This is a genomic window from Rhizobium sp. TRM96647 (genome assembly GCF_025780115.1).
Classification (GTDB): domain Bacteria; phylum Pseudomonadota; class Alphaproteobacteria; order Rhizobiales; family Rhizobiaceae; genus Mycoplana.
In genome coordinates this window covers 473,959-487,658 of sequence record NZ_JAOXHF010000002.1, presented here as the reverse complement: position 1 = coordinate 487,658, position 13,700 = coordinate 473,959, and the positions used below count along the sequence as shown (strand labels likewise).

General features: G+C 65.9%; 12 protein-coding genes. 6 read left to right on the top strand and 6 right to left on the bottom strand.

The genetic code is table 11. The annotated features are described in order from the left end of the window. Positions 1-83 precede the first annotated feature (83 nt). The gene (locus OCK02_RS05280; protein WP_263811889.1) at positions 84-923 is read left to right on the top strand and encodes a protein-L-isoaspartate O-methyltransferase family protein; all 840 of its coding nucleotides are present in this window, start codon (positions 84-86) and stop codon (positions 921-923) included. Positions 924-1,021: 98 nt separating this feature from the next. Here the strand turns inward: OCK02_RS05280 and OCK02_RS05275 are convergent, their stop codons facing one another. From OCK02_RS05275 to OCK02_RS05250, 6 genes are all read right to left on the bottom strand, one after another. Further along, on the bottom strand, positions 1,022-2,461 hold the full coding sequence (locus OCK02_RS05275) for a metal-dependent hydrolase family protein (protein WP_263811888.1): 1,440 nt from the start codon (positions 2,459-2,461) through the stop codon (positions 1,022-1,024). Positions 2,462-2,591: 130 nt separating this feature from the next. Then, complete coding sequence (locus tag OCK02_RS05270) at positions 2,592-3,404, bottom strand: nickel-binding protein (protein ID WP_263811887.1); 813 nt, start codon at positions 3,402-3,404, stop codon at positions 2,592-2,594. Positions 3,405-3,550: 146 nt separating this feature from the next. Further along, complete coding sequence (locus OCK02_RS05265) at positions 3,551-5,533, bottom strand: alkyl/aryl-sulfatase (RefSeq protein ID WP_263811886.1); 1,983 nt, start codon at positions 5,531-5,533, stop codon at positions 3,551-3,553. A gap of 229 nt (positions 5,534-5,762) precedes the next feature. Next, a complete protein-coding gene (locus OCK02_RS05260) occupies positions 5,763-7,403 on the bottom strand; it encodes a cisplatin damage response ATP-dependent DNA ligase (protein WP_263811885.1) in 1,641 nt (546 codons plus the stop codon). Between the two features lie 322 nt (positions 7,404-7,725). Beyond that, positions 7,726-8,736, bottom strand: coding sequence for a ligase-associated DNA damage response exonuclease (locus OCK02_RS05255; protein ID WP_263811884.1), 1,011 nt, complete (start codon positions 8,734-8,736; stop codon positions 7,726-7,728). A gap of 125 nt (positions 8,737-8,861) precedes the next feature. After that, entirely contained in the window at positions 8,862-9,317 is a 456-nt protein-coding gene (locus OCK02_RS05250; RefSeq protein WP_263811883.1) for a MarR family winged helix-turn-helix transcriptional regulator, read from the bottom strand. A 128-nt stretch (positions 9,318-9,445) separates the two neighbouring features. On the opposite strand from OCK02_RS05250, the gene OCK02_RS05245 reads away from it, so the two are divergent. From OCK02_RS05245 to OCK02_RS05225, 5 genes are all read left to right on the top strand, one after another. Continuing rightward, on the top strand, positions 9,446-9,916 hold the full coding sequence (locus OCK02_RS05245) for a DUF1579 domain-containing protein (protein ID WP_230803047.1): 471 nt from the start codon (positions 9,446-9,448) through the stop codon (positions 9,914-9,916). Positions 9,917-10,181: 265 nt separating this feature from the next. Next, positions 10,182-11,048, top strand: coding sequence for an amino acid ABC transporter substrate-binding protein (locus tag OCK02_RS05240; protein WP_263811882.1), 867 nt, complete (start codon positions 10,182-10,184; stop codon positions 11,046-11,048). 602 nt (positions 11,049-11,650) lie between these two features. Next, the gene (locus OCK02_RS05235; RefSeq protein WP_263811881.1) at positions 11,651-12,055 is read left to right on the top strand and encodes a YybH family protein; all 405 of its coding nucleotides are present in this window, start codon (positions 11,651-11,653) and stop codon (positions 12,053-12,055) included. Beyond that, positions 12,055-13,116, top strand: coding sequence for a bifunctional DNA-binding transcriptional regulator/O6-methylguanine-DNA methyltransferase Ada (gene ada / locus OCK02_RS05230; protein ID WP_263811880.1), 1,062 nt, complete (start codon positions 12,055-12,057; stop codon positions 13,114-13,116). The genes OCK02_RS05235 and ada overlap by 1 nt, the downstream gene beginning before the upstream one ends. 123 nt (positions 13,117-13,239) lie before the next feature. After that, a complete protein-coding gene (locus OCK02_RS05225; RefSeq protein ID WP_263811879.1) occupies positions 13,240-13,689 on the top strand; it encodes a carboxymuconolactone decarboxylase family protein in 450 nt (149 codons plus the stop codon). Positions 13,690-13,700: the final 11 nt, after the last annotated feature.

Here is a 13,700-nt window from a genome sequence, read left to right as displayed (position 1 = left end):
CCCCTGCGGAGGCAAGATGTGGGCATTGCCCGCACGCGCGGTTTGCCTAATCTGTGCTCCGACACCAATTCCGGAGCCTGTCCGTGACCGCTATCCGCCGTGCCAGCCTCGACGAGATCCGCCTCTTCCATGCGAAGATGATGGCCGCTGCCGGCAATGCCACCGACGACCGGCTCGCGCGCATCATCGAGGCCGTGCCGCGGGAAGCCTTTCTCGGGCCGGGGCCGTGGCAGATCAGGGCCGGCCGCGGCTATCTGGAGACGCCCGGCGCCGATCCGGCCTTCCTCTACCAGAACGTGCTCGTCGCCCTCGATGCGGAAAAAGGCATCAACAACGGCGAGCCATTCCTGCATGCGGCCTGGCTCTGCGCCGCGGCCCCCGCCGCCGGCGAGACGGTCATCCATGTCGGCGCCGGCACCGGCTATTATACCGCCCTGCTCTCGATGCTGGTGCTGCCGAACGGGCGTGTCCATGCCTACGAGATCGAGGCGGCGCTTGCGGGGCGGGCGCGCGAGAACCTCCGGCCGTTCGAGGGGGTGGAGGTGATCGACGGCGACGCCACGGCCCTGCCGCTGCCGCCGGCCGACCTGATCTACGTGAACGCCGGCGTGGTGGCCCCGCCGGTTCGCTGGCTCGATGCGCTGCGGAGCGGCGGACGGCTGATCTTTCCCTGGCAGCCGACCGACAGGGTGGGGCTCGCGCTGCTGGTGACGCGGACCGATGCCGGCCATCGTGTCCGCCCGCTGATGCGCGCGACCTTCATCCCCTGCATCGGCGCATCGGACCGTTCCGGCTGCCGCAAGGCGCCAAGCGTTGCCGACGCGGCCGCCGTCCGCTCGATCCGGCTGACGCGCGACGGGCCGCCGGACGAGACGGCCTTGGCGATCTACGACGACGTCTGGTTCTCGCGGGCCGACATCTGAAGCACGTCGCGATCTTCCAGCTTCGCTTCCGTGCTTCAGCCCCTTGATCCACGCCTGTCGTCGTCGCAAGACCGTCGCGCACCTCTGCGCGACATTGTTCAGAGCGTGTTCTTGTGGATCCTGCCGTCCTTCATGATGACGGCGAGGTTCTTCTGCGGGTCGCCGAGGAGGGCGATGTCCTCCAGCGGGTTGCCATCGACGAGGAGAAGATCGGCGAAGGCGCCGGGCTCGACGACGCCGAGCTTGGCCGGATAGGGGTTGCGCGGGCCGGAGAGGCCGAGGAGTTCGGCATTGGTCGAGGTTACCATCTTCAGGATCTCGGCGCCGGAATACCATTTCGACAGATGCGTCAGCATGGTGTTCTGGCGCATCGTGATCGCCGGCGAGAACAGCATGTCGGAGCCCCAGGCGAGCTTGAGCCCGTGCTTGCGCGCCAGTTCGTAGACGACGGGCGTGCCGGCGATCACCTGGTTCAGGCGTTCGGCGGACGGTCCGGTCAGGGGCACGGCATCCTCGGTCGACAGGAACGGCTGGGTGCTGAGCCAGGCGCCCTTTTCGGCCATCAGCGCTGCCGTCGCCTCATCCATCAGGTGCGCGTGCTCGATGCAGGCGGCACCGGCATTGACGGCGCGCTGCACCGTTTGCGGCGCATAGGCGTGCACGGCCACATAGGTGTTCCAGTCGCGCGCCACGGCGACGGCTGCGCGCAGGTCCTCCTCGCTGAAGGTGGTCATGTCGAGCGGGCTGCGCGGCGAGGACACGCCGCCGCCGCCCATCACCTTGATCTGGGAGGCGCCCTGCAACAATTGCTCGCGCACGCGCATCTGCACCTCGCCCAGGCTGTCTGCGAGCATCGCGCCGCCCACCTGCTCCATGATGCTGAGCCGGGCGGGATCGCGGGGGATCTCCGTGGGCATCCTAAGGTCGCCGTGCCCGCCTGAGGTGGTGATGAAGGCGCCGGAGGGATAGATTCGCGGGCCGGGAATCGTACCAGTGTCGATCGCCTGCTTGAAGGTGAAGACGGGTCCGCCGAGGTCGCGCACGGTCGTGAAGCCGCGCAGCAGCGTGCGTTCGGCCTCGGCCGTGGACGCCGTGTAGATCAGCCCCGGATCGCCAGTCGTCGCAACCCCCACCGGCACGGCGGCGAAGAGCGTGTGCCAGTGCGCGTCGATCATGCCGGGCATCAGGAACCGGTCGCCGCAATCGATGACCGTCGCCCCCGCCGGCGGCGGGTTGTTGCTCCGGTCGACGGCCGCGATCCGGCTGCCCTCGACCAGGACCTGCACGCCGGTCTCGCTGCCGGCCGAGGTGCCGTCGAACAGCCTCGCCTGCCGGAACAGGGTCTGCGGCGGCTTGTCGGACGCCTGCGCAAGGACGGGCTTCGGCACGCCGGCAATGAGCGCCGCACCGGCGCCGGCGAGCAGCGCGCGACGGGTCAGTCGCTCCAGGCGCAACGATGCCTGCTGGACCTCGAGCGACTGGCAGGCGCAACCGCCACCATGGATCAGATGACGGTATTTCTCCCCGAGACGCAGCATTCACATTCCTCCAGCAGGTCGAGATCGACAGAGACGCAAGGCATGCAACTTCCGCGGCACCTTGGCCGACCACGGCGGCATTGTCCAGCGTTAGCGGAGGCCGGCCGAGCCGCATCCGGGGAACTCGCGGCTATCCGCTCCAGGCGCACTGATAGGCGAGCACCCGCTTGGAGAAGCCCTTCAGCCGGAAGCGGCCGGCGCGGGCGAAGCGGTCGGCTGTGCCGCATTCCTGGAAGACCTTCTCGGAGGCGAGGATCTGGTCGGCGCCGGCGGCGGCGCAGAGCCGCGCGGCCGTCTGGACCGTCGTGCCGAAGAGGTCGTTGCTGTCCTCGACCGGCTCGCCGGAATCGAGCCCGATGCGGATGTGAAGCTCTTCGGGGTTGTCGGCATTGAAGCGCTGGAACTCGCGCTGGATCTTCACGGCACAGTCGACGGCGGCCACGGACGACGGGAAGGCGGCCATGATGCCGTCGCCGGTGTGCTTGACCTCGCGGCCGGCGGAGCGCGACAGGCAGCGGCGGACGACCGAATCATGCGCCCGAACGAGCTCGGTGGCCCTGCGGTCGCCGAGGCGCGAGGTCATTTCCGTCGAGCCGACGATGTCGGTGAACAGCACCGCCCGGTGACCGGCATCCCGGCTTTCGGCACCGGAGCCCCGGCCTTCCAGATCGTCGATCCGGCCGAGGAAGGCCTCCACGGCCGAGAGCGCCACCTCGACGACCTCGCTTGCGACGAAGCCGTGCGCCTCGCGGTGGACACACTGGGCGGTTTCCATGTCGGGCGCATCGATCAGGCAGAAGGTCCGGCCGTTGCGGTGGTCGAACCAGTAGGTCAGGAACTTGACCCCGTACTGGTCCTGAATGCCGAGATCCTTCAGATGCGCTTCGGCCACCTCCTCCGAGGTCGCGCCCGTCAGGTCGTGCCTGTCCATGAATATCGGCATCGCCCGCTCCCCTCGTCGGGATCGTGTCGCATGCCGGAATTTTACGTCAGCCGCGGCGCGGCGTCCATCGCACCCGGCGCTCTCGCCTGGTGCAGGCTGCCCCTCCCGCAACCCTTTCGCCGGACGCCGGCCTGCCGCCGCTCACCCTAGGGTGTCACGATGTTGAACCAGAACTCGAAGTTGTCGAGCATGGACACGAGCTGGCCGAGCTTGGCATTGTCGCCCGTCACCTTGACGCTGCCATCCGCGGTTGCCTTGTCCAGCGTCGTTTCCCCCAGCACGATGCCGTTCAGGCTGTCGCGGGTCAGCGTGATCGTGGCGTCGGCATTGTCGGCCTGCCGGCCAGCCGTGTTGTTCAGAACGCCGTTTTCCAGCTGAAGCAGGTACTTGCCGTCCTTTTCGCCGAAGTCGAAGTTGAAGGTCAGCTTCGTATCGCCGGCCTTCTGGCTGTTCAGACGCACGCCGAGATAGTCGAAGAACAGATCGAGCGACATCGCCCGCACCGTATCCGGGCTTGCGGTGTTCGGCGTCGGCAGTTGCGTGACGCCTTCGCGCAACTCCTTCGCCCCGGTCAGATAGAAGTTGCGCCACGGCCCGGATTCGGCCTGGTAGCCCTGCTGCTCCAGCGCATCGGCGACGAGGTTCTTTGCCGCCTGATTGTCCGGATCGGCAAAGACGACATGGTTCACGACCTCGGCGACCCAGCGGTAGTCGCCGTCCTCATAGGACTTCCTCGCCTTCTCCATGACGGCATCGGCCCCGCCCATGAACTCGACATATCTCTTGCTGGCCTCGACCGGGGGCAGTTCGTGCAGCGTCGAAGGATTGCCGTCGAACCAGCCGAGGTAGAGCACATAGGTCGCCGCCACATCGTGGTAGACGGAGCCGTAATAGCCCCGGTTGGCCCAGAACGTGGCCAGGCTGTCCGGCAGTTTGAACGCCTCGGCGATCTCGCGCATGGTCATGCCCTGGTTCACCATGTGCAGGGTCTGATCGTTGATGAACCGGTAGAGGTCACGCTGCTTGGAAAGCAGTTCCCTGACGTTGTCGTTGCCCCAGGTCGGCCAATGATGCTGGGCGAAGATGATCTCCGCCTCGTCGCCCCACATGATCAGCGCTTCGTTGAGATACTTCGACCACGGCAGCGGCTCGCGAATCTTGGCGCCGCGCAGCGAATAGGTGTTGTGCAGCGTATGCGTCGCGTCCTCGGAGGTCTGGATCGCCTTCTTCTCCTCGATGTACCAGAGCATTTCGGAAGGCGCCTCCGACCCCGGCGCCATCAGGAACTCGTAGGTCAGGCCGTCGATCGTTTCCTTCTGGCCCGTCTCCGTGATGATGTTGGTCGGTGGGATCAGCGTCACCGTACCTGCGGAGGTCGTGGTGCCGAGACCGGCGCCGACCTGTCCTTTCGGGTCGGCGTTCAGTAGGTTGCCGTACATGTAGCTGGCACGGCGGCTCATCGCGGTGCCCGCCATGACGTTCTCGGCGACCGCGGCTTCGAGGAAACCCTCTGGGGCATAGATCTTCACGGCGCCGGAGGCCACGTCGGCCTCCTCGACGATACCGCGAACGCCGCCATAGTGGTCGACGTGGCTGTGCGTATAGATCACTGCCTTCACGGGCTTGTCGCCGCGATGCTGGCGATAGAGGTCGAGGGCGGCTTTTGCCGTTTCGGCGGATACGAGCGGATCGACAATGGTGATGCCCTCGGTGCCCTCGATGATCGTCATGTTCGACAGGTCGTAGTTGCGGACCTGGTAGAGCCCCTCGGTGACCTCGAACAGGCCGCTGATATTGATCAGTTGCGACTGCCGCCACAGGCTGGGATTGACGGTCGCGGGCGCCTCTGCGCCTTCGGCGATGAAGCCGTATTGCTGCGGGTTCCAGATCGGATTGCCGCCGGCGCCCCGGATCACATCGGCCGGCAGCGGCGCGATCAGGCCCCGCTTGGCGTCGTCGAAGTCCGATGTGTCGTCGAAGGGCAGTTGGGTCAGCAGGGCATCGTTTGCGGCCCGCGTTGCCGCCGTGGCGTCCTTCTGTGTCGCCGCGTCCTGCGAATGGGCGGGAGCCCCGCTGCCTGCGATGAGCGCGATAATGGAAAGACCGGTCAAAAATCTGGCTGTACGCATTCTCAAAACTCCATCCAAAAAGGTTTCTGGCACTGGGGTGTCGCTGCTATTTGAGATGCCTGCTCGTCAGAGCGTCAGTTCCTCGCCTCGGCGGCCCTCAACTTGCGGGAGCGGCCTTATCTTTGCGCGATAGACAAGTTGTAGGGCGGGGAGGTCGTATTTCAAAGGAAAACCCCCTGAAAGAACTCAGATTCTTGCGCCGCGGCGGCATTCGGGTTGCCTCCGCCCCCTACCCCGCCTCTTTCGCCTCCACCAGCGCCATCAGCGTCTCCAGCCGGTCGGCATCGCGGGGGAGCTTGTCGTCGCGCAGGCGGGCGATGCGGGGGAAGCGCATGGCGACGCCGGACTTGTGGCGGGTGGAGCGGTTGATGCCCTCGAAGGCGACCTCGACGACGAAGCCGAAGCCGGGCTCGGCGCGCACCGCGCGCACCGGGCCGAAGCGCTCGACGGTGTTGTTGCGCACGAAGCGGTCGAGCACCTCGAGCTCGGCGTCGGTGAAGCCGAAATAGGCCTTGCCGACCGGCACCAGCACCTCGCCCTCCGCCCCACCTTCCGGACCTTGCGCCCAGACGCCGAAGGTGAAGTCGGAATAATAGCTGGAGCGCTTGCCGTGGCCGCGCTGGGCATACATCAGCACGGCATCGACATTGTAGGGATCGCGCTTCCACTTGAACCACGGACCCTTCAGTCGGCCGGCCTGATAGGCGCTGTCGAGACGCTTGATCATCACGCCCTCGATGACCGGATCGGGCGGATCGGCGCGCAGGCGTTCGAGCTCGTCCCAGCTTGAGAACGGCACCAGCGGCGAGAGGTCGAAGCGGTCGTGCGGGGCCTTTTCGACCAGCCCGGCGAGGCGGGACCTGCGCGCGACGAAGGTTTCCGGGCGCACGTCCGCCTCGGCATCAAACAGGATATCGTAGGCGCGCACGAAGGCGGGATAGTCCTCCAGCATGCGGGCGTTGACCGTCTTGCGGTTCAGCCGTTGCTGCAGGTCTGAGAAGCTGCGCGTCGCGCTGTTGGAGCGGGCGGTGCCACCGACCAGAAGTTCGCCGTCGATCACGCCCTGAAAGGTCATGGCCTCGACGATGTCGGGGAAGGCGGCCGAGATGTCGTCGCCGGAGCGGGAATAGAGCCTGCGGGTGCTGCCCGCGGCCGAGAGCTGGACGCGGATGCCGTCCCATTTCCATTCGGCGGCGAAATCGGCCGGATCGAGGCCGTCGAGATCGCCCTCGCCCACGGGATTTGCCAGCATGACCGAATGGAAGATCGCCGGCGTCGCCAGCACCGGGCGTTCCGCCCTGCCCTCCAGCCAGGCAAACAGCGCCTCGTAGGGCGGCTCGAGCCCGTGCCACAGGGTCTCGATCTCGATGATGTCGCGGCCGGAGAAATCGGCGAGCGCCTGCTTGGCGAGCCTCGCCGAGACGCCGATGCGCAGGGCGCCGGTGGCGAGCTTGATGAAGGCGAAACGGGCGGACGGATCGAGCCGGTCGAGCAGGTCGCGCACGGCTCCCCGCACCTCGGTGCGGCCGAGCGCGTTCATGCGGGTGACGACGGCGGACAGGCGCGGCTGGCCGGCCTCGTCGATCCGCTCCTTTCGCTCCTGGTCCCAGACGAGCGCGATAGTCTCGGCGAGGTCACCCACGTAATCGTAGGAATAGCGGAACAGCACCTCGTCCATCCGCTCCAGCACCAGATCGCGCAGCAGCGCCGGCTTGACGCTCTTCAGGTCCAGCGTGCCGGCGATCGCCGCAAGGCCATAACCGCGATCGGGATCGGGCGTGTCGCGGAAATAGTCGGCGAGAAGCTTCAGCTTGCCGTTGCGCGACGGGGTGAGCACGAGGCGATCGAGGAGGCTGGCGAAGGCTTTCATGGGGGTGCCGCCGTGCAGCAAGTCCTCTCCCCACCCCCTCCCCACAAGGGAGAGGGGTTCGGCCGGCGCCGGCCGAAGCTGTCGGCCATCCGGTGCACCGCGGCGAAGCCCCCCTCATCCGGCCCTGCGGGCCACCTTCTCCCCGACGGGGAGAAGAGGGAGTGCGCAGGTGGCGCAACGTTACCGAGCTTTCCTTTGGCGAGGGCGTGGCCGCCCGGGCTCTTCTCCCCACCGGGGAGAAGGTGCCGGCAGGCGGATGAGGGGGGCGGCGGGGATGGCACGGCCGCAATGAGGTCGCCAGTCCGATTGCGATGAAGCACCATCAATCCCCCTCGTCCTCATACCCCACGAGGTGCAGCGGGCGGGCGGGGATGTTGGTGAGTTCGCACCAGCGCACCAGCGCCTCCTCGCGGCCATGGGTGACCCAGACCTCGGCCGGGGCGAGGTCGCGGATGGTTTCGGTCAACTCGGGCCAGTCGCAATGGTCGGAGATAACCAGCGGCAGCTCGACGCCGCCCTGCCGGGCGCGCTGGCGCACCATCATCCAGCCGGAGGCGAACGCGACCAGCGGCTCGGGGAAGCGGCGCGCCCAGCGCTCGCCGAAGGCGGACGGCGGGCCGACGATCACGGCGCCGGAGAGATCGGTCAGGTCCCCCTTTTCCAGCGTCGCCGGGCGCAACTCGCCGAGATCGATGCCGCGCGAGACGTAGTAGTCGCAGAGCCTTGCCAGCGAACCATGGATGTAGATCGGCCGGTCGTAGCCGCAGTCGCGCAGGAGCCGGATGACGCGCTGCGCCTTGCCGAGCGAATAGGCGCCGACGAGGTGGCTGCGCCCGGGAAACTGCCTCAGCGAGGTCAGAAGCTTGCCGATCTCGCCCTTCGGGTCGGGGTGGTGGAACACCGGCAGGCCAAAGGTCGCCTCGGTGATGAAGACGTCGCAGGCGACCGGCTCGTAGGGCGCGCAGGTGGGGTCGGGGCTGCGCTTGTAGTCGCCGGAGACGCAGAAGCGGATGCCGCCGGCCGAAATCGCGATCTGCGCCGAGCCGAGCACGTGACCGGCCGGATGGAAGGAGACCTTCGTGCCCGAGAGGTCGATCGTCTCGCCGAAGGCGACGGCCTGCGCGGTCCCGCAGAAATCCGCGCCGTGGCGGATCGCCATGATGTCGAGCGTCTCGCGGGTGGCCAGCACCGCGCCGTGGCCGGCGCGGGCATGGTCGAAATGGCCGTGGGTGATCAGCGCGCGGGCGACCGGCCGCATCGGATCGACGTAGAAATCGCCGGAGGGGCAATAGAGGCCGGCGGGCGCAGGATAGAGCAGCTGATCTGGCTTCATCCCCGGAAAGATAGGCGAATTTGCGCGGGCCGCCAGAGCGGGCGGCGACTTTGCGGAGGCATGCTCCGGCGAACCCGGCCGCTCCGCCATCGCGCCGCATGACGGGCGCTCGGGATGACCACCGCTCAGGACAGCATCGTCAATCCCTGCCGCAGCGCGTCGACGTCGACGCCGGTAAGGCCGGCTTCGACTGCGGCATGGGTTTCGACCCAGATCGGCAGGGCGCGGGCCAGAAGGTCCCTGCCCGCTTCGGTCAGCGCCAGCCTGCGGCCGCGGCGGTCGCGCGGATCGGGCAGGACGGCGACGAGGCCGCGGCGCGACAACGGCTTGACGGCCGCCGTCAGCGTCGTCCGGTCCATGGCGAGCAGGGCCGCGACGGGCGCCATCGGCGGCGGCTCGGGACGATTGAGCGCCATCAGCAGCGAGAACTGGCCGTTGGTCAGGCCCACCGGGCGCAGCGCCTCGTCGAAGCGGCGCCCGAGCGCGCGGGCGGCCCTCTGGGCATGCAGGCAGAGGCAATGGTCACGCACGTGCAGCGTGGTATCGTGGGAAACGGCGGGGATGGCAGCATGCTCGGTCATTTGCACTACTGTTGATATCAACGTAGTCTTGTCAAGAGCCACCATGCCGCAGGTCCTAAGCTGGCCTTGGCGGACAGGGGATGGCTCCGAGTTTCTATCGCGGACGACACGCACGGGAGGTAGCGGCAATGGCAGAGATCACGACACAGCACCGGTGGCTGGAGCGGCTGGTGGGCACCTGGGACGTCTCCGACGAGGCGACAGCCGGACCGCCGGCGGAAACCACCTGGACGGAAACCGTCCGCCGCGTCGGCGGGCTGTGGGTGCTGTGCGAGGGCCGCGGGCTGATGCCGGACGGCGAGCCGGGCGAATCGGTGATGACGATCGGCTACGATCCCGCCCGCGACCGCTATACCGGCACCTGGATCGGCTCGATGATGACGCATCTGTGGCACTATGACGGGATCCTGGAGCCGACCGGCAACGTGCTGGCGCTGCACAGCGAGGGCCCGGATTTCGAGAACGAGGGCAAGCGCCTGCCCTATCAGGACGTGATCACCTTCATCGACGACGACCACCGCACGCTGACCGCGATCGTCAACAAGCCGGGCAAGGGCTGGGAGAAGATGATGGAAGTCCACTACTGGCGGCGCCGATAGGCGATCGTCCTTCTCCCCGCCTGCGGGGAGAAGGGACGCAGGAGGCGCAGCGGGCGCGGTGCCGCAGGCGCGGAGGCGTCCCTGCGCCATTTGCGGCCATGGGCGGATCGACCTTGCGATGATGGCGAGACAGCCGGACGACACCGGGCGTCCTCGGTTGACATATGGGGGGCAGCCCATAAGCTGCGGGCACGCCTTTGGCATCGACACCGTTTTGGGAGACAGGGATCATGCAGGTGCCCCGCAGACACGTATGGCCAGGCGCATGAGGCGGCTTCTGCTGGCGAGCCTCGCTCTTTGCCTTTCCGCCCTGGCGACCGCGGCCGCAACGCTCGACACGATCGCGAAACGTGGAACCGTGCGGATCGGCTACATCGCCGACCAGGCGCCCTTTTCCTCCGGCCAACCGGGGGCCGAACCTGCGGGATATGCCATCGACCTGTGCGGCAGGATCGCCGACGAGATCGAACATCAGTTTCCGCAGTTGAAACGCGAATATGTCGAGATGACGCTCGCCAACGGCTTCGATGAGGTCAGGAACGAAGAGATCGACCTGCTTTGCGGTTCGATCACCGTGACCTTGCAGAGGCGGGAGATCGTCGATTTCTCGCAGCCGATCTTTCTCACCGGCGCGAGCGCGCTGCTGCGCAAGGATTCACCCGACTACCTGCAGACGCTCTTTCTCGACGGACCCGCCGTTCACGCCGTCAGCGAGCGCCCGGCCACGAACGTCATCGGCATGCGCGCGAACACGACGACGACGGCGACCCTGCACGAGGCGCTGGCGATCCAGGAATCCAAGACCCGGCTTGCCGATTTCAACACGCATGAGGACGGGCTCAAGGCGCTGGAGGATCGCAAGATCGATGCCTACATCGCCGATCAGGCGCTGCTCGTCAGCCTGGCCAAGCGGGCGCGCGATCCGTCCGCGCTCAAGGTCGGCGACCGCCTGATCACGCATGAACCCTATGCGATTGCGCTCCGCCGCGGCGACGCCGACTTCCGCCTGCTGGCAGACCGGGCGCTGACGGACTTCTACCTGTCCGACGATTTCCTGCCGCTGCTGGAAACCTATTTCGGCGCCGAAGCCCCGATGCTGCACACGCAGATCATCATGCAGCACGTGCCGTAAGTCGAGCGTGCGGGCGGAAGCCGGTTTGCCTGCACGGTCTTCGGACAATGTCTGCGAAGGGTCGGCAACGGCAAACGATGATGTCGTGGACCTGTCCCATCGCGGGCGGTGGGCCGCCCCGGTTCTGCCCGATCGCACCAAGCTCGAAAGCACTGGCCGATACCTCCGGGCAAGCCCACTCATGCCGTGTGCGTGGGAATGTCACGATCTCTGCGTCAACATGGCTGATGTCGCATGCAGCAGTCTTGAGGTAGTGATCCGTCACGACAGATAGCGTCAAGCAATAGCCTGGAAATATCCGAAATGTGGGATTGGTTCCCTATAGTCTTCTTTCCGCTCAAGATTCTCGTGTTAGGCACGGGCATGTTCTTCGCCATCAAGTGGCATTACGATCAAGCGAAGAAGAAATAGCGAAACCAGCGGACCGCAAGCGCCCGCCGATCGGAGAAGCCCCGCCCGTTTGGTCCGTTCAAAGCCGCCAAAGGCCGTCATTGCCAAAAAGGAAAATCTGAGATCAGAAAACGGAGTTTCTGGTCCTTGTGTTCGTGTCATCAACGTCCTGCCCCGCAGACGGCGGGCGACATGAAGACAGGATAGACGACATGATGCAGAATCACGCCCTGGCAGCCACGCCGGAAGGTATCGTCCCGGCCTTGCTGGCCCACCTCAACTCCCTCGACGTCGAAACAATGCTCGGCTACTACCATTCGGACGGTATGATTATCGACGCGGCCGGGCATGAGCACAAAGGGCGCGCGGCAATCGGAGCCGAACTTGAGAAGTATTTTTCTCTCGGCCTGCAAATGTCGATCACGCAACGCCACCTGTTTGTCGCAGCGGATACGGCGTTGCTCATCCTCGACTGGTCCTACATCGGCACCGCTCGCGACGGGACCGAGATCAACATGGTGGCGACGGCAACGGATATTGCACGACGAGGTGACGACGGCTTGTGGCGTTATCTGATCGACAATCCATTCGGCGCGCAGCGCCGGGACCAATCCTGATGACCGAGGGCGCGCTCAAGCCTGATCCGGGCGCAGATACCCGCGTTGACGGCATCTGGCGCGGCGTCATCACCACTGGCATCTACTGCCTGAATTCCTGTGGCTCCCGTGCGCCGCGCGCCGAGAACCTCCGTCGTTTCCGATCCGCGGAAGAGGCCGAGCGTGCCGGATTTCGACCCTGCCGTCGCTGCCGGCCGAACGAGGGAAACGTCGAGCAACGAAATGGCGAAATCATCGCCGAAGCATGCAGGCTGATCGAAGAGGCTGACGATGCCGCTTCCGTATCCGCGCTGGCGCATGCTGTCGGCGTGAGTGAAGGACATTTCCATCGACTTTTTCGCAAGCACACCGGCCTGACGCCGCGGGCGTACCGGGAGCAAAAGCGAGCGGCGGACGTGAGGGAAAAACTTGTCCGCGGGCGTCCCGTGACCGAGGCGTTCTATGACGCGGGCTATGGTTCGAGCGGGCGGTTCTACGCCGTCACCAACAGGTCGCTCGGCATGACGCCGCGTCATTTCAGGGATGGCGGAACGCAGGAAACGCTGCATTTTGCCGTTGGACAAACCTCGCTCGGGGCAATCGTCGTCGCCTCAAGTCCAAAGGGTATCGCCGCAATCCTGATCGGCGACGACCCGGAGACCTTGCTTCGCGACCTGCAGGATCGTTTTCCGAAAGCGATCCTGGTCGGAGGCGATGCCGACTACGAACGCACCGTCGCCCAGGTCGTCGGCCTGATCGAGGCTCCCAATCTTTCGAAGGATCTGCCGCTGGACATCCGGGGAACCGTCTTCCAGCGGCGCGTATGGCATGCCCTGCAGTCGGTTCCTGCCGGAAGCACGGTCTCATACGACGAGATTGCGAGGCGCGTCGGTCACCCCCGGGCCGTCAGTGCAGTTGCCAGCGCCTGTGCTTCGAATCCGCTTGCTGTTGCCATTCCGTGTCATCGGGTGGTGAAAAGCGACGGCACGTTCTTCGGGTACACCTGGGGGCTTGAAAGAAAACGAACCCTGCTCGCGCGCGAATACGAGGCGACACGGATGACGACGGAAAGCTTGTCATAAGCTGCGCTGCAGGAAGCGCCCGACCTTCTCACAGCAAGTTCTTGCAGAAGTCGCGACGATTTGCCGGCGGTGCGAAGCACCGGCGACGAAACACCATGAACCAATGACAGGAAAGTCAAACATATGGCCCGCATGAACTGGTATGAGATCGCGCCGGAAGGCGCGAAAGCGTTGCTGGGTGTCCATCACTACGTGATGAAGAGCACGAACCTGCCCGAAGACCTTATCCATCTTGTGTTTCTCCGGGTATCGCAGATCAACGGCTGCGCCCATTGCATCGATCTGCACAGCCGCGATCTGCGCAAGACCATGTCGGTCGACAGGATCACGCTGGTGCCGGTGTGGGATGAAGTCCCGCATCTGTTCTCCGATCAGGAGCGCGCCGCCCTGGCGTGGGCCGAGGAAGTGACCCGGCTCAGCGAAACCCATGCCTCCGACGAGGCCTACGCGGCGGCGTCTGCGGCGTTCGCACCGAAAGAGCTGGTCGATCTGACGATTGCCATAGCGGCCATGAACGCCTTCAATCGCCTGGGTGCCCCTTTCCGCCTTCCTGTCGTCGCCAAGGCGGCTTGATCCGGAGCAGG